16 protein-coding genes are annotated in these 22,122 nt (G+C 64.1%); 9 read left to right on the forward strand and 7 right to left on the reverse strand.

The genetic code is table 11. The features are described 5' to 3' along the window. Window positions 1-18: 18 nt before the first annotated feature. Window positions 19-1,509, reverse strand: coding sequence for an NCS1 family nucleobase:cation symporter-1 (locus D886_RS0104535; protein WP_027592758.1), 1,491 nt, complete (start codon window positions 1,507-1,509; stop codon window positions 19-21). Window positions 1,510-2,134: 625 nt separating this feature from the next. Between D886_RS0104535 and hydA the strand changes: the two genes are divergently transcribed. From hydA to preA, 3 genes are all read left to right on the forward strand, one after another. After that, window positions 2,135-3,574, forward strand: a complete 1,440-nt coding sequence (hydA, locus tag D886_RS0104540) for a dihydropyrimidinase (protein WP_027592759.1) — start codon at window positions 2,135-2,137, stop codon at window positions 3,572-3,574. A 107-nt stretch (window positions 3,575-3,681) separates the two neighbouring features. After that, window positions 3,682-5,049, forward strand: coding sequence for an NAD(P)-dependent oxidoreductase (locus tag D886_RS0104545; RefSeq protein WP_027592760.1), 1,368 nt, complete (start codon window positions 3,682-3,684; stop codon window positions 5,047-5,049). Continuing rightward, entirely contained in the window at window positions 5,050-6,324 is a 1,275-nt protein-coding gene (gene preA, locus D886_RS0104550; RefSeq protein WP_027592761.1) for an NAD-dependent dihydropyrimidine dehydrogenase subunit PreA, read from the forward strand. It abuts the gene before it with no gap. Window positions 6,325-6,654: 330 nt separating this feature from the next. On the opposite strand, the gene D886_RS0104555 is transcribed toward preA, so the two are convergent. The 6 genes from D886_RS0104555 to gnd form a co-directional block, all read right to left on the reverse strand. Further along, window positions 6,655-7,050: a DUF4440 domain-containing protein gene (locus D886_RS0104555; protein WP_027592762.1), complete on the reverse strand. Its 396-nt coding sequence runs from the start codon at window positions 7,048-7,050 to the stop codon at window positions 6,655-6,657. Between the two features lie 2 nt (window positions 7,051-7,052). Further along, window positions 7,053-7,673, reverse strand: coding sequence for a TetR/AcrR family transcriptional regulator (locus D886_RS0104560; RefSeq protein WP_027592763.1), 621 nt, complete (start codon window positions 7,671-7,673; stop codon window positions 7,053-7,055). Further along, on the reverse strand, window positions 7,673-8,029 hold the full coding sequence (locus D886_RS0104565) for a VOC family protein (RefSeq protein WP_027592764.1): 357 nt from the start codon (window positions 8,027-8,029) through the stop codon (window positions 7,673-7,675). Before D886_RS0104565 ends, D886_RS0104560 begins: the two co-directional genes overlap by 1 nt. Window positions 8,030-8,088: 59 nt before the next feature. After that, the gene (locus D886_RS0104570; RefSeq protein ID WP_027592765.1) at window positions 8,089-9,885 is read right to left on the reverse strand and encodes a glycoside hydrolase family 15 protein; all 1,797 of its coding nucleotides are present in this window, start codon (window positions 9,883-9,885) and stop codon (window positions 8,089-8,091) included. 147 nt (window positions 9,886-10,032) lie between these two features. Beyond that, window positions 10,033-11,538, reverse strand: a complete 1,506-nt coding sequence (gene zwf / locus D886_RS0104575) for a glucose-6-phosphate dehydrogenase (RefSeq protein ID WP_027592766.1) — start codon at window positions 11,536-11,538, stop codon at window positions 10,033-10,035. Then, window positions 11,535-12,518, reverse strand: coding sequence for a phosphogluconate dehydrogenase (NAD(+)-dependent, decarboxylating) (gene gnd / locus D886_RS0104580; RefSeq protein WP_027592767.1), 984 nt, complete (start codon window positions 12,516-12,518; stop codon window positions 11,535-11,537). Before gnd ends, zwf begins: the two co-directional genes overlap by 4 nt. Before the next feature lie 201 nt (window positions 12,519-12,719). Between gnd and D886_RS28340 the strand changes: the two genes are divergently transcribed. The 6 genes from D886_RS28340 (at window position 12,720) to D886_RS0104615 (ending at window position 22,120) form a co-directional block, all read left to right on the forward strand. Next, window positions 12,720-12,887: a DUF6026 family protein gene (locus tag D886_RS28340; RefSeq protein ID WP_177323874.1), complete on the forward strand. Its 168-nt coding sequence runs from the start codon at window positions 12,720-12,722 to the stop codon at window positions 12,885-12,887. Between the two features lie 94 nt (window positions 12,888-12,981). Next, complete coding sequence (locus D886_RS0104595) at window positions 12,982-13,455, forward strand: SgcJ/EcaC family oxidoreductase (RefSeq protein WP_081717453.1); 474 nt, start codon at window positions 12,982-12,984, stop codon at window positions 13,453-13,455. 511 nt (window positions 13,456-13,966) lie between these two features. Further along, window positions 13,967-15,526 carry a glycogen synthase GlgA gene (glgA, locus tag D886_RS0104600; protein ID WP_027592769.1) on the forward strand — a complete coding sequence of 520 codons (1,560 nt, stop codon included), beginning with the start codon at window positions 13,967-13,969 and terminating at the stop codon, window positions 15,524-15,526. A gap of 14 nt (window positions 15,527-15,540) precedes the next feature. Beyond that, entirely contained in the window at window positions 15,541-17,283 is a 1,743-nt protein-coding gene (gene treZ / locus D886_RS0104605; protein ID WP_027592770.1) for a malto-oligosyltrehalose trehalohydrolase, read from the forward strand. Continuing rightward, the gene (gene malQ / locus D886_RS0104610; protein ID WP_027592771.1) at window positions 17,280-19,349 is read left to right on the forward strand and encodes a 4-alpha-glucanotransferase; all 2,070 of its coding nucleotides are present in this window, start codon (window positions 17,280-17,282) and stop codon (window positions 19,347-19,349) included. Before treZ ends, malQ begins: the two co-directional genes overlap by 4 nt. Then, window positions 19,346-22,120, forward strand: coding sequence for a malto-oligosyltrehalose synthase (locus D886_RS0104615; RefSeq protein ID WP_027592772.1), 2,775 nt, complete (start codon window positions 19,346-19,348; stop codon window positions 22,118-22,120). Before malQ ends, D886_RS0104615 begins: the two co-directional genes overlap by 4 nt. Window positions 22,121-22,122: the final 2 nt, after the last annotated feature.

Genomic DNA, 22,122 nt, shown 5'->3' on the forward strand with positions numbered 1-22,122 from the left:
AGGCTTTTTTGTTGTTTATCAAGGCAACGGCTTGGCCACCCGCGCCGGGCTGCGCGCCGCCAAGCCACCCAGGACGTAGTACAACGCCCCACCCAGCAGCGAGCCGGTGAACCAGCCATAGTCGTAGAACCAGCTGAAGCTGCTGTTGCCGATCGACATCACGGTCAGCGCCACCGGGACGCCGAAGGCGGCGAAGCCAGCCCAGTTCCAGGCCGGATACACGTCATCGCGGTACAACCCGGCCAAGTCCAGGCGCTGCCGACGGATCAGGAAATAGTCCACCACCATGATCCCGGCAATCGGCCCGAGCAGGCTCGAGTACCCCAGCAACCAGTTCGAATAAACGCTTTCCAGGCTCAGGTCCGAGACGATCCAGCCCAGCTTCTTGAGCAGTTCATGGCCCATCAGCGCCAAGCCGATAAACCCGGTCAGCCACACCGCGCGGCTTCGCCCGATCAGGCGCGGCGCGATGTTCTGGAAGTCGTTGGTGGGCGAGACGATGTTCGCCGCCGTGTTGGTCGACAACGTGGCGATCACGATCAACGCCATGGCCAGCGCCACCCAGCCCGGGCTTTGGATCTTGCCGATCAGGCTGACCGGGTCAGACACCGTTTCACCCACCAGCGACGCGGAGGCTGCAGTCAGCACCACGCCCAATGCCGCGAACAGGAACATGGTCAGCGGCAGGCCGAAGATCTGCCCCAGTATCTGGTCCTTCTGGCTTTTGGCGTACCGGCTGAAGTCGGGAATGTTCAGCGAGAGCGTGGCCCAAAAACCGACCATGGCGGTGAGCCCGGCACAGAAGTAGCTGACCACGCTGGCGCCCTCTGGCCGCTTGGGCGGCTGCGCCAGCAACTCGGTCATCGACATGTGCGGCAGTGCCCAGAACAGCAAGCCCACGCCCACCGCCACCAGCAACGGCGCCGAAAGCGTTTCGAGCCACTTGATCGACTCCGCCCCGCGCAATACCACCCACAGGTTGAGGGCCCAGAAAATCATGAAGCCGATCACCTCCCCGGTGCCCTCCAGGGCCTTCCAGCCATCGAACATCGAGCCGAGGAACAGGTGAATGGCCAGGCCGCCGAACATCGTCTGGATACCGAACCAGCCGCAGGCCACCACCGCGCGAATCAAGCACGGCACGTTCGAGCCGAGGATGCCAAACGAGGAACGCAACAGCACCGGAAACGGGATGCCGTACTTGGTGCCAGGGAACGCGTTGAGGGTCAGCGGGATCAGCACGATGAGGTTGGCCAGCAGGATCGCCAGCAGCGCCTCGCCCACGCTCAGGCCAAAGTAGGCCGTGAGCACGCCGCCGAGGGTGTAGGTGGGCACGCAGATGGACATACCCACCCACAGGGCGGTGATGTGCCATTTGTTCCAGGTGCGTTGGTGCACCTTGGTGGGTGCGATGTCGTGGTTGTAGCGCGAGCTGTCGAGCACGTCAGTGCCTGCGTCCAGCTCGAACAGGCCATCCTGCTCGATCACTTGCGATCTGCTCTGTTGCATGGGGCCTTCTCCAGGTTTTTCTAATTGTTTGCTCATCGGGCTAAAGCGATGGCCGGAGTACACACACCACCAGTACTGCTCCTCCGGTCCGGCCTGGCGGTTGTGGCCGTACTCAAATTACGTGCCGGGTTGGCCTGAGCCGTCCCGGTTGGCCGCCGCCGACCGGAGGTAATCAACTGAACTGCAAGGCATTTATCGACGCAAAGCGAAAGCACGGTTATCCCTTCGCCTGCCTGTTGCGCCCGCTCAAGCCAGGCTTGCGTCCGGCGCGTGTTTCAAACCGGTGCAGCCTGTTTTTTCAGCCACGCGGCAGGCGTCTTCTGGCCCGCTATCAAGCAGCTGATTTTGCATGGAAAATCTTGACCAATTTGGCTTCTTGTCAAGTGCGTCAAAATGGTGAAAGGCCTCACCATTTTGGTGATTCAAACAATAATTATCTAAATATCAATAAGTTACGAAAGTTATAAGCTCATAAATTATTTTCTTGAACAATCCCAAATCACCATCTAGATTCCATTCTTGTCAGGCCTGACAGGATTGTAGGCTACCCTTCGATCACCGGCAGTCACTGGCGTATAACAATTCAAGAACCGGCCCAGACCGGTCAGCCTGCGAGGAAGACGGCATGTCCCTGTTGATCCGTGGTGCCACCGTGATCACCCACGAAGAGCGTTACACCGCCGATGTCCTGTGTGTCGATGGCCTGATAGCGGCCATAGGCGCAAACCTCGAACCGCCCACCGACTGCGAAATCCTCGACGGCAGTGGCCAGTACCTGATGCCCGGCGGCATCGACCCGCACACCCACATGCAACTGCCCTTCATGGGCACCGTGGCCAGCGAAGACTTCTTCAGCGGCACCGCTGCCGGCCTGGCCGGTGGTACCACCTCCATCATCGACTTCGTCATCCCCAACCCGCAGCAGTCATTGCTGGAGGCCTTTCACACCTGGCGTGGCTGGGCGCAAAAGAGTGCCTGCGACTACGGCTTCCACGTCGCCATCACCTGGTGGAGCGAGCAGGTCGCAGAAGAGATGGGCGAGCTGGTGGCCAACCACGGGGTGAACAGCTTCAAGCACTTCATGGCGTACAAGAACGCCATCATGGCGGCCGACGATACCTTGGTCGCCAGCTTCGAGCGCTGCCTGCAACTGGGCGCGGTGCCTACCGTGCATGCCGAGAACGGCGAGCTGGTCTACCACCTGCAGAACAAGCTGCTGGCCCAAGGCCTGACCGGGCCAGAGGCACACCCGCTGTCGCGCCCTTCGCAGGTCGAAGGCGAGGCGGCCAGCCGTGCTATCCGTATTGCCGAAACCATCGGTACGCCGCTGTATGTGGTGCACATCTCGAGCCGCGAAGCCCTGGACGAGATCACCTACGCTCGGGCCAAAGGCCAGCCGGTGTATGGTGAGGTACTGCCAGGCCACCTGCTGCTCGACGACAGCGTCTACCGCAATCCGGATTGGGCCACGGCCGCAGGCTATGTAATGAGCCCGCCCTTCCGCCCGCGGGAACACCAGGAAGCCCTGTGGCGCGGCCTGCAGTCGGGCAACCTGCACACCACCGCCACCGACCACTGCTGCTTCTGCGCCGAACAAAAGGCCATGGGCCGCGATGACTTCAGCCGCATCCCCAATGGCACCGCCGGCATCGAAGACCGCATGGCGGTGCTGTGGGATGCCGGAGTCAACAGTGGGCGCTTGTCGATGCAGGAATTCGTCGCGCTGACCTCCACCAACACGGCCAAGATCTTCAACCTGTTCCCGCGCAAGGGCGCGATTCGCGTCGGTGCCGACGCTGACCTGGTGCTGTGGGACCCGCAGGGCACGCGGACGATTTCGGCGCAAACCCACCACCAGCGCGTGGACTTCAACATTTTCGAAGGCCGCACCGTTCGCGGCATCCCCAGCCACACCATCAGCCAGGGCCGTGTGCTGTGGGCCGATGGCGACTTGCGCGCCGAACCTGGCGCCGGTCGTTACGTGGAGCGCCCGGCCTACCCCTCGGTGTACGAGGTGTTAGGCCGCCGCGCCGAGCAACAGCGCCCGACACCCGTTCAGCGCTGAGCATTACCCGCACTGCACCTGCACTGCCGTACCGGCCCTGAAGAGGCCGGGCGGCGCCGTATTGCCGTTGACTGCCACATCCAAAAAAGAAAAGAGAGGCTACAACCGTGATCGATGCCCTGAACCACTTGCCGCGCCCCCGGGCCGGCGCCGACCAGCTGGCCGAGCGCTTCGGCGATCTCGCCCCTCCCCTCACCGCCCGCCAGGCCGCCGTGGAGAGCGCACGCTGCCTGTATTGCTACGACGCGCCCTGCGTCAATGCGTGCCCCAGCGAAATCGACATTCCCTCGTTCATCCACCGCATCAGTGACGAGAACCTGCAAGGCGCCGCCGAACGCATTCTCTCGGCCAATATTCTCGGCGGCAGTTGCGCCCGTGTCTGCCCGACCGAAATCCTCTGCCAACAGGCCTGCGTACGCAACAACGCCCAAGAATGCGCACCGGTGCTGATTGGCCAGTTGCAACGCTATGCGCTGGACAACGCGCACTTCACCGAGCACCCCTTCACCCGCTCCCCCGCTACCGGCAAGCGCATCGCCGTGGTCGGCGCCGGCCCTGCGGGGTTGTCCTGCGCGCATCGCCTGGCCATGCATGGGCATGACGTGGTGGTGTTCGAAGCCTGCGAAAAAGCCGGTGGCCTCAACGAATACGGTATCGCCCGCTACAAACTGGTAGACGGCTACGCCCAGCGCGAAGTGGAATTCCTGCTGGGCATCGGTGGCATCGAAATCCGCCACGGCCAACGCCTGGGGGACAACCTTGGCCTGGGCGAGCTGCGCGATCAATACGACGCGGTGTTCCTGGGCCTGGGCCTGAATGCGGTACGCCAGCTCGGCTTGGCCGATGAAGAGGCACCTGGGGTGCTCGCCGCCACGCAGTACATCCGCGAACTGCGCCAGGCCGATGACCTGAGCCAACTGCCGCTGGCCGACCGCTGCCTGGTGATCGGCGCCGGCAACACCGCCATCGACATGGCCGTGCAGATGAGCCGCCTGGGCGCCCGTGACGTCAACCTGGTGTACCGCCGCGGCCACGCCGACATGGGCGCCACCGATCACGAGCAAGACATCGCCAAGGCCAACCAAGTGCGCCTGCACACCTGGGCACGCCCCGAAGCGGTACTGCTGGACGATGCCGGCCAGGTGCGCGGCATGCGCTTTGCCCGCACCGAGCTTGCCGACGGGCGCCTGCGCGACACCGGCGAAACCTTCGAGCTGGCCGCCGATGCGATCTTCAAGGCCATCGGCCAACGCTTCGATGACGCCAGCCTCGCCGACCCCGTGGCGGCGCAACTGGCCCGCGAGGGTGAACGCATTCGCGTCGATGCGCACATGCGCACCAGCCTGGCGGGCGTCTACGCGGGCGGCGACTGTACCGCCCTGGGCCAGGACCTCACCGTCCAGGCTGTGCAGCACGGCAAGCTGGCCGCTGAAGCCATCCATGCCCAACTCATGCTCAACGTGGAGGCAGCGTAAATGGCCGACTTGTCTATCGAATTTGCCGGTATCAAGGCACCCAACCCATTCTGGCTGGCCTCGGCGCCCCCCACCGACAAGGCCTACAACGTGGTCCGCGCCTTCGAGGCTGGCTGGGGCGGTGTGGTCTGGAAAACCCTCGGCGAAGACCCGGCGGCGGTCAACGTGTCGTCGCGCTACTCGGCGCACTACGGCCCCAACCGCCAGGTGCAGGGGATCAACAACATCGAACTGATCACCGACCGCTCGCTGGAAATCAACCTGCGCGAGATCACCCAGGTGAAGAAGGACTGGCCCGACCGTGCGCTAATCGTGTCGTTGATGGTGCCGTGCGAGGAAGAATCCTGGAAGTTCATCCTACCTCTGGTGGAGGCCACGGGCGCTGATGGTATCGAGCTGAACTTCGGCTGCCCCCACGGCATGCCTGAGCGCGGCATGGGCGCAGCAGTCGGCCAGGTACCGGAATATGTGGAGATGGTCACCCGCTGGTGCAAGACCTATTGCGCCCTGCCGGTGATCGTGAAACTCACACCCAACATCACCGACATTCGCCAGTCGGCCCGCGCCGCGCACCGTGGCGGGGCGGATGCGGTGTCGTTGATCAACACCATCAACTCGATCACCAGCGTGGACCTGGACCGCATGGTGGCCCACCCGATAGTCGGCGACCAGAGCACCCATGGCGGCTATTGCGGGTCGGCGGTCAAGCCGATCGCGCTGAACATGGTCGCGGAAATCGCCCGCGACCCGCAAACACGCGGCTTGCCCATCTGTGGCATCGGCGGCATCGGCAACTGGCGAGACGCGGCCGAGTTCATTGCCCTGGGCAGTGGCGCCGTGCAGGTATGCACGGCAGCGATGCTGCACGGGTTCCGCATTGTCGAAGACATGAAAGATGGCCTGGCGCGCTGGATGGACCAGCATGGGCACCGCAACCTGGAAGCATTCAGAGGCCAGGCGGTGGGGCACACCACTGACTGGAAGTACCTGGACATCAACTACAAGTCAGTGGCGCACATTGACCAGGACGCCTGCATTAGGTGCGGTCGTTGCCATATCGCCTGCGAAGACACCTCGCACCAGGCCATTGCCAGCACGGCCAAGGCCGACGGCACCCACGTCTACAGCGTGATCGAGGAGGAATGCGTGGGCTGCAACCTGTGCCAGATCACCTGCCCGGTGGAAAACTGCATCGACATGGTGGCGCAGGATACCGGCAAGCCTTACCTGAACTGGACACAGGATCCGCGTAACCCCTATCGCGAGGCGAGCTGAGGCTGAAAAAGCCGGGGCCGCTGCGCAGCCCTTCGCGGGGCAAGCCCGCTCCCACAGGATACTTGCCAGCCTGAGAAGGCACGCAAAACCTGTGGGAGCAACTGTCTTGTAATGCTTGTTCCGGCCGCATCGCTGGCAAGCCAGCTCCCACAGGTGCGGCGCTAGCCTTGGAGGCTACACAGTTCAGGTGGGAGCAACTGTCTTGTGGTGCTTGTTCTGGCCTCATCGCTGGCAAGCCAGCTCCCACAGGTGCGGCGCTAGCTTTGGAGGCTACACAGTTCGGGTGGGAGCTGGCTTGCCTGCGATGGGCTGCACAGCAGCCCCCGACAATCAAACCACCGCCGTCTCATGCAGGTACACCCACACCACCCGCTGCTCGCCACACTCAACAATCGCCAACGAATACCGCGCAGTCTCCTGCCCCTGCAACCGGTGGGTCTCCTTGTAGCGCACCGCCACACTTGCCCCCGCCTGCCAGACTACCTGCACGTCACTGACATCGATTTCTAGCCCTGGCCGAGCGCCGCCCCCCCGCTCGAACAACTGCCCCACCTGCTGGCGATCAACAATCGCGCCCGCCGTGGTGACCATACTGAAGTTGTCGGCAAACACCGCCATCAACTCGCTGCGAAGCGCCTCGGTCTGCGCAGCGGGCCGGGTGAATACGGCATGGATCAAATCATGTACATCGTGGATGCTGCGTACAGCCCGTTCACTCAAGCTCATAGTCAAGGTTCCAACCCAATGCCGCGCAGGATGACACTGGTCACCGTCTGCACCGCGTTTTCAAACGCCCTGTCCGACAACGCCTCGCCGCCATTGAGCAACGCCACCTGATAACCGAAGTCCGCATAGTGCTGGGTCGATGCCCAGATCATGTACAGCAGTGCAGACGGCTCCACCGGCAGGATGCGCCCTTCTTCCACCCAACGGCGGATCTTGGCCTCCTTCAGCTTTGCCCACGGCACGAGGCTTTCATCCAGGCTCACGCCCAGCACAGGCGCCCCGTGCAGCATTTCTTCAGCCCAGATCTTGGAACCCAGCGAGCGCGAGCGCGAGTGGCCCATCTTGGCCCGGATGTAACTGGTGAGCACCACCCGCGGGTCATCGAAATTTTCGAAGCACAACGCGTCCTGTTTCCACACGTCCAGCAGGTCCTGCAGCACCGCGCGGAACAGTTCGTCCTTGGTGCTGAAGTAGTAATGCAGGTTAGAGCGCGGCAGCTCAGCTTGCTCGGCGATATCACCCATAGAGGTAGCGCCGTAGCCTTTTTCGGCGAACACCTTTTCCGCCGCCTGAAGAATTTTCTCGATATTGCGCCGACGGATCTCGATCTTGTGGTTGGCCATTAAGGTTGGGCCGTCCACACCGCCAGTTCATAGCCGTCCGGGTCCACGAAATGGAACCGGCGCCCCCCCGGGAACGCAAACGTCGCCCGGCTGATCACCGCCCCCGCCGCCACGATCCGCTGCTGCGTTGCCTGCAGATCGTCCGCATACAGGATGACCAGCGGGCCACCCAGGCGCACCGGCTCACCCGTGGTAAAGCCCCCGGTCAGGCGACCATCGCTGAACTCCGTGTAACTGGGCCCGTAATCGGTGAAACGCCAGCCGAACACGCTGCCGTAAAAAGCCTTGCTCCGTGCGATATCGCCGACGTTGAATTCGATGTTGTCGATCTGCCGATCGTGGCCACGAACGCTCATGCGTGCTCCTTGCCGATGGGGATGCTCCAGTCTACTGCAGTCGTTGCACATCCGCCGACCTATCCACAACGCGCCCGGTCCCGCGCCGGGCACTGCGCACGGTGCAGGTTCAGTGCCGTGTTGATGATGCCGATATGGCTGAACGCCTGTGGGAAGTTGCCCAGCATTCGCTTGCCGGCCGGGTCGTACTGCTCCGCCAGCAAACCCAGGTCGTTGCACAGGCCGCTCAGCCGTTCGTACAAGGCTTGCGCCTGCGTTTGCCGGCCCAGCAGGACATAGACGTCGGCGAGCCAGAACGAACACACCAGGAAGGTGCCCTCGCCCGGGGTCAGGCCATCGCTGCAGCTGTCGGTGTCATAGCGCAACAGCAAGCCATTTTTCAGCAGGCGCTGCTCGATTTCCTGCAGGGTGCGCAGAAAACGAGGGTCATCCGCTGGCAAAAAACCGGTCAAGGCGATGTGCAGCAGGCTGGCGTCCAACTCGTTGGCGCCATAGGCCTGCACGAAAAATGTACCGCTGGGGTCCAGCCCGTTCTCACACACTTCCCGATGGATCTCATCCGCCACCTGGCGGTAATGCCGCCCGCGCGCGCGGTCTTCTTCGGTGGTGTCGGCCAACCCTGCGGCGCGGTCGAATGCCACCCAGGCCATCACCTTGGAGTGCACGAAATGCTGCCTGCCGCCGCGCACTTCCCAGATACCTTCATCGGGCTCGCGCCAGATGCGCTCGACATACGGCAGGATCAACCGGGCAATCGCGGCGCTGCGTGGGTGGCGGGGCAAACCGCCTTTGATTGCCTGGCTCATGGCATCGGCCAGTTCGCCGTAGATATCCAGCTGCCGCTGCCCCGACGCCGCGTTGCCCACCCGCACCGGCTGCGAGTGCTCGTAACCGGCCAACCACGGCAAGGTGTATTCCTGCAGGTCGCGCTCGCCGGCCAGGCCATACATGATCTGCATCTGCTCGGGGTTGCCGGCGACCGAACGCAGCAGCCATTCACGCCAGGCCTGGGCTTCGTCGAAGTAGCCAAGGTTCATGAACGCCAACAAGGTCATGGTGGCGTCGCGCAGCCAGCAGAAGCGGTAGTCCCAGTTGCGTTCACCGCCGATACGTTCGGGCAGCGACGTGGTAACCGCGGCAACGATCCCGCCGGTGGGCGCGTAGGTCATCGCCTTGAGCGTGAGCAGCGAACGACGCACCCGGGCGGTATAGGGGCCGACCTCCGGGCAGCGGGCGGCAAAGGCCTGCCATTGGTCGATGGTTTGCCCCAGCGCGGTGTCGACATCGCAATCGGGCTGAACAGGCAGGTGCGAGGGCTGGTGGCGCAGGCTGAAGACCTGGCGTTCACCGGCACGCACGCGAAAACGTGCAACGGTGTGGTGGTCGCGGGCATGCGGGGGCACGGTGCTGCTGAGGATCAACCGGTCTGGGCCGGCGACGGCGCTGAGGGTCAAGGGGTCGAGCCGTTCCACCCACGGCACGCTGCGGCCGTAGTCGAAACGCATCACCAGGTCCATTTCGAAGTTGGTTTCGCCAGCAAGCCCCTCGACGATGCGGATGACCGAGTTGACCTCGCCCAAAGGCATCAAGTCCAGCACGCGGGCCCGGCCTGAGGCGGTGACCCAGGTGGTTTCCAGCACCAGGGTGTCGTCCAGGTATTGCCGGCTGGTGTGTTCGACCGGGTCGCAGGGGGCCAGGCGCCAACGGCCGTTTTCATCGTTGCCCAACAGCGCTGCGAATACCGCCGGGGCGTCGAAGCGCGGCAGGCACAGCCAGTCGAGCGAGCCATCCCGGCTGACCAGGGCGGCACTGCGGCAATTGCCGAGCAGAGCGTAGTCTTCGATAGCTGCGGGCATTGGATCTCCTTCAATTGAGCCGGGGCTGTTGCCTGTACTGGCCTCTTCGCGGGCAAGCCCGCTCCTACAGGTTCTGCACAGTGCTCAAGACTGTGGGAGCGGGCTTGCCCGCGAAGAGGCCGGCACAGGCAACACCGCTTGATCAGGTCACCCCAGGCGGTGCCATTCTCGCTTGTCCCGGGTCAGCAGCTCATTGCCTGCCTCGGGCCCATCCTCACCCGCCGGGTATTCATGCACCTCCCCTTCCTTGGCCCAGGCATCGAGAAACGGCTGTACCGCGCGCCAGCCGTTCTCGATGTTGTCGGCGCGCTGGAACAAGGTCTGATCGCCGGTCAGGCAGTCGTAGATCAGCGTCTCGTAGCCCGTCGCCGGGGTCATCTTGAAGAAGTCTTTGTAGGCAAAACCCAGCTCGACATTCTCCATCACCAGCTCCGGCCCTGGGCGCTTGGCCTGCAAGTCGAACCACATGCCCTCATTGGGCTGGATCTGGATTTTCAGGTAGTTGGGTTTGGGCCGTTCCAGCTCCGACTCGCGAAACTGCGCATACGGCGCAGGCTTGAAGCAGATGGCGATCTCGGTGTCGCGCACGCTCATGCGCTTGCCGGTACGCAGGTAGAACGGCACGCCGGCCCAGCGCCAGTTGTCGATCATCACCTTCAACGCTACGTAGGTTTCGGTCTGGCTGTTTTCCGCTACGTTGGCCTCCTGGCGGTAACCGGCCAAGCGCTTGCGCCCCTGCTTGCCAGCGCTGTACTGACCGCGCACGGAGTTCTTCAGCGCCATCTTCGTCGACCACGGGCGAATGGCACCGATCACCTTGGCCTTTTCACCACGCACCGCATCGGCGCCAAAGGCGGCCGGTGGCTCCATGGCGACCATCGCCAACAGCTGGAACAAGTGGTTGGGGACCATGTCGCGCAGGGCCCCGGTGTTGTCATAGAACGCACCCCGGGTCTCGACGCCAACGGTCTCGGCGGCGGTGATTTGCACATGATCGATGTAGTGGTTGTTCCAGAACGACTCGAACAGGCCGTTGGAGAAGCGGCTGACCAGGATGTTCTGCACCGTCTCTTTACCCAGGTAATGGTCGATGCGGTAGATCTGCCGCTCGCCCATCACCTTCAGCAAACAGGCATTGAGTGCCTCGGCGCTAGCAAGGTCGGTCCCGAAAGGCTTCTCCACCACGACCCGACGGAAGCCCCCGCCGGACTCATCGAGCAAGCCGGCCTGGCCCAGGCGTTGGGCCACTTCGGGGAAGAAGCGTGGCGATGTCGCCAAGTAGAAAATCGCGTTGCCATGCCGGGTCGCGTCGATGCGCTTGGCGATGGCCTGGTAAGTGGCCGGGTCCAGAAAGTCGCCGGTCTGGTAGTCGAGCTGTTTGGCCAGGCGCGCCCAGAGCTTTTCGTCCAGGCACTTGGCGCCTCCCTCACTGCCCTTGTCCCGCTCCAGCATGAACGCGTGCAGGCGGTCGGCGAACGCTTCGGCAGTGGCCGCATTGTGGTCGACGCCGACAATGCGCAGGTTGCGGTCCAGCAACCCGTCGCGGCTAAGGTTGTACAGCGCCGGCATCAGCAGGCGCTTGACCAGGTCGCCATTGGCGCCAAACAGGAACAAGGTACAAGGCGGTGCAGCAGGGATCGTCTGTTTAGTCATTCGCCTTTATTCTCGACATGGCCACCGAAGCCCAGGCGCATGGCCGAGAGGATCTTGTCACCGTAAGTACCCTGCTGCTGGCGCGAGCGGAAGCGGGCGAACAGCGCGCTGGACAGCACTGGCACTGGCACGGCTTGCTCAACGGCGGCGTCGATGGTCCAGCGGCCTTCGCCACTGTCCGACACCGAACCACTGAACTGCGCCAACTGCGGGTCAGCCACCAAGGCGTCGGCGGTGAGGTCGAGCAGCCACGAGGTCACCACACTGCCACGACGCCAGACTTCAGCGATTTCGGCCACGTTGAGGTCGAAACGTTGTTCTTCCGGCAGCTCGTTGCCGCCTTTGCTGCGCAGCAAATCGAAGCCTTCGGCGTAGGCCTGCATCAGGCCGTATTCGATGCCGTTGTGGACCATTTTCACGTAGTGACCGGCGCCGGGCGGGCCGGCGTGAATGTAGCCATGCTCGGCGCGCTGGTGCTCGCCTTCGCGGCCATGGGTGCGTGGGATGTCGCCAACGCCGGGTGCCAACGCCTTGAACAGCGGCTCCAGGCGTTCAAACACGTCCTTTTCGCCACCGATCATCATGCAGTAGCCACGGTCCAGCCCCCACACACCACCTGAGGTACCGACGTCCAGGTAATGCAGGCCACGTTTGGCCAGTTCGCCCGCACGGCGCATGTCGTCTTTATAGAAGGTGTTGCCCCCGTCGATGATCGCATCGCCCGGTTCCAGCAGCTCGGCCAGTTGGGCGATGGTCTGCTCGGTAGGCTCCCCGGCCGGCAGCATCACCCACACCGCGCGCGGTGCCTTGAGTTTCTGTACCAGTGCACCGAGGTCGTGCGCACCTTGGGCTCCCTCGCCCTCCAGCCCCACAATGGCGTCACGGTTGCGGTCGTGCACCACGGTGCGGTGGCCGGCGCGCATCAGGCGCCTTGCAATATTGCCGCCCATGCGGCCCAGCCCGACGATTCCCAGTTGCATGAGCCGATGCTCCCCTTGCGAAATAGATGACGACTACAGTTCAGCGTTTCAGATTAGTCCAGCGTACCGCCGAAGGGTTCAGCGACGAACGGCAAGACCACGATAAACAAAAAAGTTCCCACGGGCGGTGAAAGAATTCAGAATGCGCCCCGCATGAAGCGACTACGCTTGAAAATGTCTCCACCAATTGCGAGGTGTGCAATGGGTACTTTGATGCCAGCGACTCCCATCCAGACACTCTACGTCTCAGTGCGCCGTGATGAACTGGCCCGCCTGAAGCAAGAACGCGATCAGCTGCAACAACGTGTCGCGCAACTCAGCCAAATGCTGGAACAAGCCAATATTGGCGAAAAATCCGTCAGCCGCTGACGAACTTTCTACTCGTTGACGGGGGCACGCCCTCCTTACCGTAGCATCCGCCGCAGGCCCGCTCCGGAGCCTGCATCCGCCGATGGATACGCGTATGTCCCCCGTTGCCTATTTGCTCCCTGCCGCCCTGCTCATCGCCTGCCTGCCGGCGCAGGCGAGCACGCCACAAACAAACCCGCCACAACAATGCCAGACGCTGACTGAGGCCGAGTCCCGCGCCTTGTTCGAGCAATGGAATGCCAGCCTGCAGACTGGCGATGCGGCGGCCGTCGCCAAACTGTACAGCGACGATGCGGTATTGCTGCCCACGGTGTCGAAGGTGCCTCGGCTGACCCCCGACGAGCGAATCGACTACTTTCAGCACTTTCTTGCTGATCGGCCAAGTGGCACGCTGGACACGCTTCACCTGACCCCTGGCTGCAACAAGATGACCCTGGCAGGGCTGTATACCTTCGACTTTGCCGCCAACGGCAAGCAGGTACCCGCGCGCTACACCTTCACCTACCGCTGGGACGGGCAGGCCTGGCTGATCAGCCACCACCATTCCTCACTGTTGCCACAAAGCTGAGGTCGCCTTAGCAAGACACCTGCAAATTGCGTGTTTTACCCGCCCCATAAGAGGGCGAGAAAACACGCGCGCGCCCCATGACGACGCGCCGCCCTTCCCGCCTGCCCCACCCTCGATCACCCCTGTTCACATCCAGTCACATTCGCCAACGTTTGCGTCTAAATCAGCCATAACGAAAGTGACCAGTGGGTCACCTTTTTTACTTCTTCTCTCCTACACTCAGCTTTCGGCCCGCCATTTGCTCAGAGGAAGAGTGACGTAGAAAAGTCGAACTTTCACAAACGGCGGTGGGTCAGCAATTAAGTAGGGCACGTGCAAAGGGGGCTTCCCCAGCCAGGGCCCGCCAACCCCAATCAGTCCAATCGCCGTCGGCCGGAATGCTGATCGCGTTGAGCCTGTGCGCACGACTCAGGGGCATGGATAGCACTACACAGTTTTGTATTAGAGAGAACCAACACGAGATAACACCACGGGTGCCAGCACCCGGCCAAGCATAGGGACGGAGAGAAGTATGATCAGTGCCGCTGTCGAGCCTCACGTAGATTCATTCAACCCGGACAACCGCGAGCCGCTTACCCCGGATTTCGCCACGACAGGCAAGGCACCCGGCGCCCAGCGCCAGCACAACCCGAACAAACGCAAGATTCTGTTCGTCACCTCGGAGATCGCCGACCTGGTCAAGACCGGCGGCCTGGGCGATGTCTCCGCCGCCCTGCCCCGCGCCTTGGCGCATTTGCATGATGTACGGGTACTGATCCCCGGCTACCGCCAGGTGATGGAAAGCGACAACCCGATTCACATTGTCGGCGAACTGGGCGGCCATGCGGCGCTGCCGCCGTGCAAGATCGGGCGTATGGACCTGGCTGACGGTCTGGTCATCTATGTGTTGATCTGCCCTGAGTTGTACCAGCGTGATGGCACTCCCTATGGTGCCAACAATGGTCGCGACTGGCCCGATAACCACATCCGCTTCGCCCGCCTGGGCCTGGCTGCCGCCGAAATTGCCGCAGGCGAAGGCATGATCCACTGGAAGCCCGAAGTGGTGCACGCCCACGACTGGCCTGCCGGCCTGGCCCCGGCCTACATGCATTGGCGCGGGCTGAACACGCCGACGTTGTTCACCATTCACAACCTGGCCTACCAGGGCGTCTATAGCCGTGGCTGCAGCCCGGAACTGGCGATCCCCGAGCATGCCATGCAGCAAGAAGGCATGGAGTTCTACGGCAAGTTGTCGTTCCTCAAGGCGGGCCTGGCCTACTCCAGCCACATCACCACGGTCAGCGCCACCTATGCCCGGGAAATCACCACGCCGGAGTTTGGCTGCGGCCTGGATGGTTTCCTCTCGGCCAAGGCCCAGCAAGGCCTGCTAGGTGGCATCCCCAACGGCATCGACGAAAGCTGGGATTCGGCCACCGACAAACACCTGCAACACAACTTCAGCATCAACGACTGGGCCGGCAAGGCGCGTAACGCCGAAGCGGTGCGCCAGTTGTTCGAGCTGGAACCTTCCGAAGGGCCGTTGTTTGCCGTGGTCTCGCGCCTGGTCTACCAGAAAGGCCTGGACCTGACCCTGGGCGTGGCCGACTACATCGTCGAGCAAGGCGGGCAGATCGCGATCATCGGCCGTGGCGAGCCGGAAGAAGAACAGGCCATGCGCGAACTGGCGCTGCGTCACCCAGGCCGCATCGGCGTGCGCATCGGCTTCAACGAAACCGATGCCCGGCGCATGTTCGCCGGCAGTGACTTCCTGCTGATGCCCTCGCGCTATGAGCCATGCGGCCTCAGCCAGATGTACGCGCAGCGCTTCGGTTCGCTGCCGGTGGCGCGTAATACCGGTGGCCTGGCCGATACCATCGAGTGCGGTGTCACCGGTTTCCTGTTCAACGAATCGACCGTCGAGAGCTACCGCGAGGCGCTCAGCCGCGCCTTCTATGTCTACGGCAAGAAAGACCTGCTCAACGCCATGCGCTGCCTGTCGATGACCCAGCCGTTCAACTGGTGCCAGGCGGTGGAACCCTACGCCCGCCTTTACGAGGACTTGGTCAAGCAGGCACAGGTCAGCCATTACTGAGCGGAGAACCGAAGATGCACAGGCATGGCGCACACTTGCTGGACGCCACGTCGGCGCGCTTCGCCCTCTGGGCGCCGGATGCGCGCAGCGTGAGCGTGGAACTGGAGCAGCAGCCTGCTGTAGCACTGCTGCCCGACAATGATGGCTGGTACACGGGGGTTGCCCCGTGTCAGGCCGGTGATCGGTATCGTTACCGGGTCGACGGCACATTGCTGGTCGCCGACCCCGCGTCGCGCTACCAGCCTGAAGGGGTGAAAGGGCCCAGCGAGGTGGTGGATGTTGCCAGCTATGCCTGGCAACACCCTTGGCAGGGCCGGCCGTGGCATGAGGCGGTCATCCAGGAATTGCACGTCGGCGTGCTGGACGGCTACACCGGGGTTGCCCGGCAGTTGCCGCGCCTGGCCGAAATCGGCATCAGCGCCATCGAGCTGATGCCGTTAGGGCAGTTCCCGGGCGAACGCAATTGGGGTTATGACGGCGTGCTGCCGTTCGCGCCGCAAAACACCTACGGCAGCCCGCAGCAACTGTGCGCGCTGGTCGACCAGGCGCACGGCGAAGGGTTGATGGTGTTGGTGGACGTGGTCTACAACCACTTTGGCCCGGATGGCAATTACCTGCACCAGTATGCCAGCCCGTTCTTTCGCGAAGACCGGCAAACGCCGTGGGGCGCGGCGATTGACTTCCGCCGCGCAGAAGTGCGTGAGTTTTTCATCCAGAACGCCTTGATGTGGCTGTGCGACTACCGCTGCGACGGCCTACGCCTGGATGCGGTGCATGCCATCGACCAGCCGGACTTTCTGGTCGAGCTGGCGCAGCGGGTGCGTGCTGCCGTGGCGCCCGGCCGGCATATCTGGCTGGTGCTGGAGAACGAGCACAACCAAGCCTTTTTGCTGGAGCAGGGTTTCGATGCCCAGTGGAACGATGACGGCCACAACGCCCTGCACGTGCTGCTCACCGGCGAGACCGAAGGCTACTACGCCGACTACAAACAGCGCCCCATCGACCAGTTGGCCCGCTGCCTGTCGGAAGGCTTCGTGTTCCAGGGCCAGGCCAACCGCCATGGCACACCGCGTGGCGAGCCAAGCGGGCATCTCGAGCCCAGCGCATTCGTGCTGTTCTTGCAAAACCACGACCAAATCGGCAATCGCGCACTGGGTGAGCGCCTGACCCGCCTCTGCCCGCCGCAGGCTTTGCGGGCAGCCACCGGCCTGTTGCTGCTGGCGCCAATGATCCCGTTGTTGTTCATGGGTGAGGATGATGGCAGTTGCAGCCCGTTCCTGTTCTTTACCGACTTCCATGACGAATTGGCCGATGCGGTGCGCGAAGGCCGCCGGGGCGAGTTCGCCCACTTCGCCGCCTTCGCCGACCCCGAGCAGCGTGAACGCATCCCCGACCCCAATGCCGCGCAAACCTTCGCTTCGTCACGGCCGCAAAACAAGGACGTCATTGCCGGTTGGCATGGCCTCTATCACCAGTTGCTCGACTTGCGCCGCCGCCACGTCATCCCGCACTTGCCGGGCAGCCGTGCGTTGGGCGCTGACGTGCACGGCGACAAAGCGCTGACCGCGCGCTGGCAGTTAGGCGACGGCAACACCTTGCGCATTGACCTCAACCTGGCCGCAAGCCCCCAAGCCGTCGCGCTGCCGCCCGCCGAAAGCCGGCTGTTCGACAGCAGTGACACCCGCCACCCCGATACGTCCCTGGCCGCGTACAGCTGCGTGGTCAGCCTGCTTTCCCCTGGCCAGGAGCGCCCATGAGCGAAACCGCCCTGCACCGTTTGGCGGCCCGCGTCGGGCTTAGCCGCGACTGGATCGATGCCAATGCCCGGCCGCAGCAAGTCAGCGATGACGTACTGCGCAATGTCCTCGAAGGCCTGGGCCACCCCGCCGCCGACGAAGCCGCCATCCAAGCCAGCCTGCGCGCCGTAGAGGCCGCCGAAGACAGCGAACACCTGCCGCCCTTGTTGACCGTCGAGCTTGGCCAACCCCTGGCGCTGGGCCGCTACTTCAGCGCCAACAGCACCGTGCGTTGCACCTTGGAAGACAACAGCCAGCGCACCTTCACCCTGGACAACCAGGGGCGCCTGCCTGCCGAGCTGCCCCTCGGCTACCACGCACTGGCGATCGACGGCCGCACCTGCACCGTGGCCGTGGCGCCTTCACGCTGCTACAGCCTGGCCGACAGCGTGGCGCAACCACCCCCACGCTGTTGGGGCCTGGCCGTGCAGTTGTACAGCCTGCGGCGCACTGGCGATGGTGGCTATGGCGACTGCCTGGCACTGGAACAACTGGCGCGCACCGCCGCCGAGCGCGGCGCCGATGCCTTGGCGATCAGCCCGATTCACGCGCTGTCAGCCATCGACCAGGAGCACTACAGCCCCTACTCGCCGTCCAGCCGCCTATTGCTCAATACCCTCTATGCCAGCCCGGCCGCCCTGTTCGGCGAGCGCGCCGTGCGCATGGCAATCGAAGCCTGCGGCCTGGAACAGGTGCTCGAAGACCTGGAGCAGCAGCCGCTGGTCGACTGGCCGCGCGCCGCTGCTGCTCGCCTGCGCCTGCTCGAAGCCCTGTACCAGGACTTCAGCCAGGGCGACCACCCGCTGCGCAAGGACTTCGACAGCTACCGCACGGCCGCTGGCCAAGCCCTGGAACACCATTGCCGCTTCGAAGTGTTGCAAGCGCAAGCGGTGGAGCATGGCCTGGGTGCTGACTGGCGCAATTGGCCCCGCGCCTGGCACGACCCCTACCACCCCGAAGTCGAGGCCTTTGCCAACGCCTACCCGGCCAAGGTCGAGTTCCACGCCTTTTGCCAGTGGCTGACCGAACGTAGCCTGCAACGCGCCCAGGAGGCCGCACGTGGCAATGGCATGACCATTGGCCTGATCGCCGACCTGGCGGTAGGTGCCGACGGCGCCGGCAGCCAGGCCTGGAGCCGCCAGGACGAGTTGCTGGCCAACCTCAAGGTCGGCGCGCCGCCCGACATTCTCAACCGTTCGGGGCAGGACTGGGGCATTTGCGCGTTCTCGCCCGAAGGCCTTAAACGCAACGGCTACCGCGCGTTCATCGAGATGCTGCGGGCCAACCTCGCCCACGCCGGCGGCCTGCGCATCGACCACGTCATGGGCCTGCGCCGGCTGTGGTTGATCCCGCGTGGCGCCAAACCCAGCGAAGGCGCTTACCTGAACTACCCGCTCGACGACCTGCTGCGCCTGTTGGCGCTGGAATCGGTTCGGCACCAGGCGGTCATCCTCGGCGAAGACCTCGGCACCGTGCCCGATGGCCTGCGCGAACAGCTGGCCGACAAGGCCGTGCTGGGCATGCGCGTGCTGCCTTTCGAACAGACCCAACCTGGCCACTTCAAGCCCATTCTCGACTGGCCCGACAGCGCCCTGGCCACCACCGGCACCCATGACCTGGCGCCGCTGGCCGGCTGGCTGGAAAACCACGACATCGACTGGTTCCATCGCCTGCACTTGATCGATGCCGCCACCGAACTGCAGTGGCGTCACGACCGCCAAAAAGAACACAACGGCCTGCGCCGTACCCTGGAGACCAACTACGGCCCGCTACCCGATAACGACGCGGTGATCGACGCCGCCATCCGCTACGTCGGCCACACCCGCGCCCCGCTGGTGCTGGTGCCCCTCGAAGACCTGCTGGGCTGCGACGAGCAACCCAACCTGCCTGGCACCACTGCAGGCCACCCCAACTGGCGCCGGCGCTTTGCCCTGCCGGTGCGCGAACTGCTCGACGACGAAGACGCCGCACGGCGCCTGGAACTGCTGGCCCAGGCCCGCGAACAAGCCTGGGAGCGTGACCGATGAAACCCCTGACCGCGACCTTACGCCTGCAATTTCACAGCGACTTCACCCTCGACCACGCGGTGCCGCTGGTGTCGTACTTCGCCCAGTTGGGCATCAGCCACCTGTATGCCTCGCCGATCCTCAAAGCCCGCGCCGGCTCACGCCATGGCTACGACGTGGTCGACCCGACCCAGGTCAACCCGGAGCTCGGCGGCGAGGCGGCGCTGCAGCGCCTGGTCGCTGCCCTGCGCCAGCACGGCATGGGGCTGATCCTGGACACCGTGTCCAACCACATGGCCGTGGGCGGTGCCGACAACCCCTGGTGGCAAAGCCTGCTGGCCTGGGGCCGGCGCAGCCCATATGCGGAGTTTTTCGACATTCAGTGGCACTCCAGCGACCCGCTGCTGGCCGGCCAGTTACTGCTGCCCTTCCTCGGCAGCGACTACGGCGCAGCCTTGAAGCAAGGCGAGATCCCGCTGACCTTCGACAAGCAGCACGGCGTGCTGGAAGTTGCCCATTACGACCATCGTTTCCCGATCTGCCCAATCGACTATGGCTGGATCCTTGCGCAAAGCCCTGAGCCCGCCTTGCAGGCGTTGGCCGCGCATTTCACCGCGCTGAGTGACAGTGCCCAACCGCTGAACGATGCCCTGCCCTTGCAGGCTGAGCTGGCACGCCTGGTAAACGACGGCGCCGACCTCGAATCGGCCCTGATCGCGTTCGATAGCCGCAGCGAAGCAGGCCTCAAACGCCTGCACCTGCTGCTTGAACGCCAGACCTATCGCCTGGCCAGCTGGCGCACCGCCGCCGACGACATCAACTGGCGGCGCTTCTTTGACATCAACGAGCTGGGCGGCCTGCGGGTCGAGCGCGCAGCAGTGTTCGAGGCCACCCACGCCAAGCTGTTCGAGCTGATCGAGCGCGGCCTGGTGGATGGCCTGCGCATCGACCATATCGACGGCCTAGCCGACCCCCGCGGCTATTGCCGCAAACTGCGCCGCCGGGTCGACAGCCTGTTAGCGCGGCGGCCGCTGAACGCGGCGCTGGAACACTTCCCTCTCTACGTGGAAAAAATCCTCGGCGCCGACGAGCACCTGCACCAGGACTGGCTTACCGACGGCACCACCGGCTACGAGTTCATGAACCAGGTCTCGCTGTTGCAACACGACCCGGCCGGCGAGGCGCCGTTAACCGAATTGTGGGCCAACGTCAGCGAGCGCCCAGACTTCCCCGAGGAAGTGCGCCTGGCACGCCACCTGGTGCTCAATGCCAGCCTGGCCGGTGACTGCGAATCGGTGGCCCAGGCCTTGCTGCAGGTGGCCCGCGACGACCTGATGACCCGCGACCTGACCCTAGGCGCAATCCGCCGGGCGTTGCAGGCGCTGGTCGCGCACTACCCGGTGTACCGCACCTACTTCAACGCCTGCGGCCGCCCTGCAGAAGATGAAGCCTTCTTCCAGCAAGCCCTGGCCAATGCCCGCCAAGACCTCAGCGAAGCGGACTGGCCGCTGCTCGACCAGCTCGAACAATGGCTCGGTGGCCAGCCCTGGCGCCGCCTGCCACCGGGCCGGCCACGCAAGCACTTGCGCCATGCCTGTGTGCGCTTCCAGCAACTGACCGCGCCCAGCGCCGCCAAGGCCGTGGAAGACACTGCCTTCTACCGCAGCGCCCGGTTGCTGTCGCGCAACGATGTGGGCTTCGAGGCCGAGCGTTTCAGCGCAGGCAGCGAAGTGTTCCATAACGAAGCCCAGCGGCGCCTGCGCGACTTCCCCGACAGCCTGTTGGCCACCGCCACCCACGACCACAAGCGCGGCGAAGACACTCGCGCCCGCCTGGCCGTGCTCAGCGAACGCGGCCCGTGGCTGGCCAGCCGGGTGGAGCATTGGCGCGAGTTGGCGGCGCCGCTGCGGGCGCAACTGGATGACGGCCTGGCCCCCAGCCCTGGCGATGAGCTGATGCTGCTGCAGACGTTGCTGGGCAGTTGGCCGCTAAACCTGGACCCGCACGATGACGGCGCCCTGCGCCAGTACGCCGAGCGCCTGCGGCAATGGCAACAGAAGGCCCTGCGTGAAGCCAAGTTGCGCAGCAGCTGGAATGCCCCGAACGAGGCCTACGAGGCCGCCTGCGCCAGCTACATCGACGGCCTGCTGCTGGATGACGAGAACCAGCAGTTGCGCAAGTCCGTGGCCGATGCCGCCCAGCTCATCGCCTGCCCTGGCGCACTCAATGGGTTGGTCCAGACGCTGTTGCGCATGACCGTGCCCGGCGTGCCCGACCTGTACCAGGGTAACGAATACTGGGACTTCAGCCTGGTCGACCCGGACAACCGCCGCCCCGTCGATTACGCGCTCAGGCGCCGCACCCTGGACGACGCCACTACCCCCGCCGAGTTGCTGGCGCACTGGCGCGACGGCCGCATCAAGCAGGCCTTGATCGCGCGGGTGCTGGACTGCCGCCAGGCGCATGCCGAGCTGTTCCGGCGTGGCGCCTACCTGCCGCTGAACGTGCAGGGTCGGCATGCCGACAAGGTGCTGGCCTTTGCCCGCCTGGGTGACGACGAACGCGCCATTGTCATTGCGCCACGCCTGGCCAGCAGCCTGCTCGGCGGCGCCCCTACACCGTTGATCCCGGCCCATAACTGGGACGATACCCGGCTGATACTGCCGTTTGCCTTGTCGCCTGCCAACTCGACGGGACTTTTCTCCAGTGCTGCGGTCATCCCTACAAAGGAGCTGCTGTTGAGCGCCGTACTGTCGGAATTTCCGGTCAATGTGTTGATACAACAATCTTGAGC

Source organism: Pseudomonas sp. LAIL14HWK12:I7, from assembly GCF_000483465.1.
Lineage (GTDB): Bacteria > Pseudomonadota > Gammaproteobacteria > Pseudomonadales > Pseudomonadaceae > Aquipseudomonas > Aquipseudomonas kermanshahensis.

Coding starts and splice junctions, on each gene's coding strand:
- D886_RS0104535 (WP_027592758.1), bottom strand. CDS start 1,509: ATGCAACAGAGCAGATCGCAAGTGATCGAGCAGGATGGCCTGTTCGAG.
- hydA (WP_027592759.1), top strand. CDS start 2,135: ATGTCCCTGTTGATCCGTGGTGCCACCGTGATCACCCACGAAGAGCGT.
- preA (WP_027592761.1), top strand. CDS start 5,050: ATGGCCGACTTGTCTATCGAATTTGCCGGTATCAAGGCACCCAACCCA.
- D886_RS0104555 (WP_027592762.1), bottom strand. CDS start 7,050: ATGAGCTTGAGTGAACGGGCTGTACGCAGCATCCACGATGTACATGAT.
- D886_RS0104560 (WP_027592763.1), bottom strand. CDS start 7,673: ATGGCCAACCACAAGATCGAGATCCGTCGGCGCAATATCGAGAAAATT.
- D886_RS0104565 (WP_027592764.1), bottom strand. CDS start 8,029: ATGAGCGTTCGTGGCCACGATCGGCAGATCGACAACATCGAATTCAAC.
- D886_RS0104570 (WP_027592765.1), bottom strand. CDS start 9,885: ATGCCCGCAGCTATCGAAGACTACGCTCTGCTCGGCAATTGCCGCAGT.
- zwf (WP_027592766.1), bottom strand. CDS start 11,538: ATGACTAAACAGACGATCCCTGCTGCACCGCCTTGTACCTTGTTCCTG.
- gnd (WP_027592767.1), bottom strand. CDS start 12,518: ATGCAACTGGGAATCGTCGGGCTGGGCCGCATGGGCGGCAATATTGCA.
- D886_RS28340 (WP_177323874.1), top strand. CDS start 12,720: ATGGGTACTTTGATGCCAGCGACTCCCATCCAGACACTCTACGTCTCA.
- D886_RS0104595 (WP_081717453.1), top strand. CDS start 12,982: ATGTCCCCCGTTGCCTATTTGCTCCCTGCCGCCCTGCTCATCGCCTGC.
- glgA (WP_027592769.1), top strand. CDS start 13,967: ATGATCAGTGCCGCTGTCGAGCCTCACGTAGATTCATTCAACCCGGAC.
- treZ (WP_027592770.1), top strand. CDS start 15,541: ATGCACAGGCATGGCGCACACTTGCTGGACGCCACGTCGGCGCGCTTC.
- malQ (WP_027592771.1), top strand. CDS start 17,280: ATGAGCGAAACCGCCCTGCACCGTTTGGCGGCCCGCGTCGGGCTTAGC.
- D886_RS0104615 (WP_027592772.1), top strand. CDS start 19,346: ATGAAACCCCTGACCGCGACCTTACGCCTGCAATTTCACAGCGACTTC.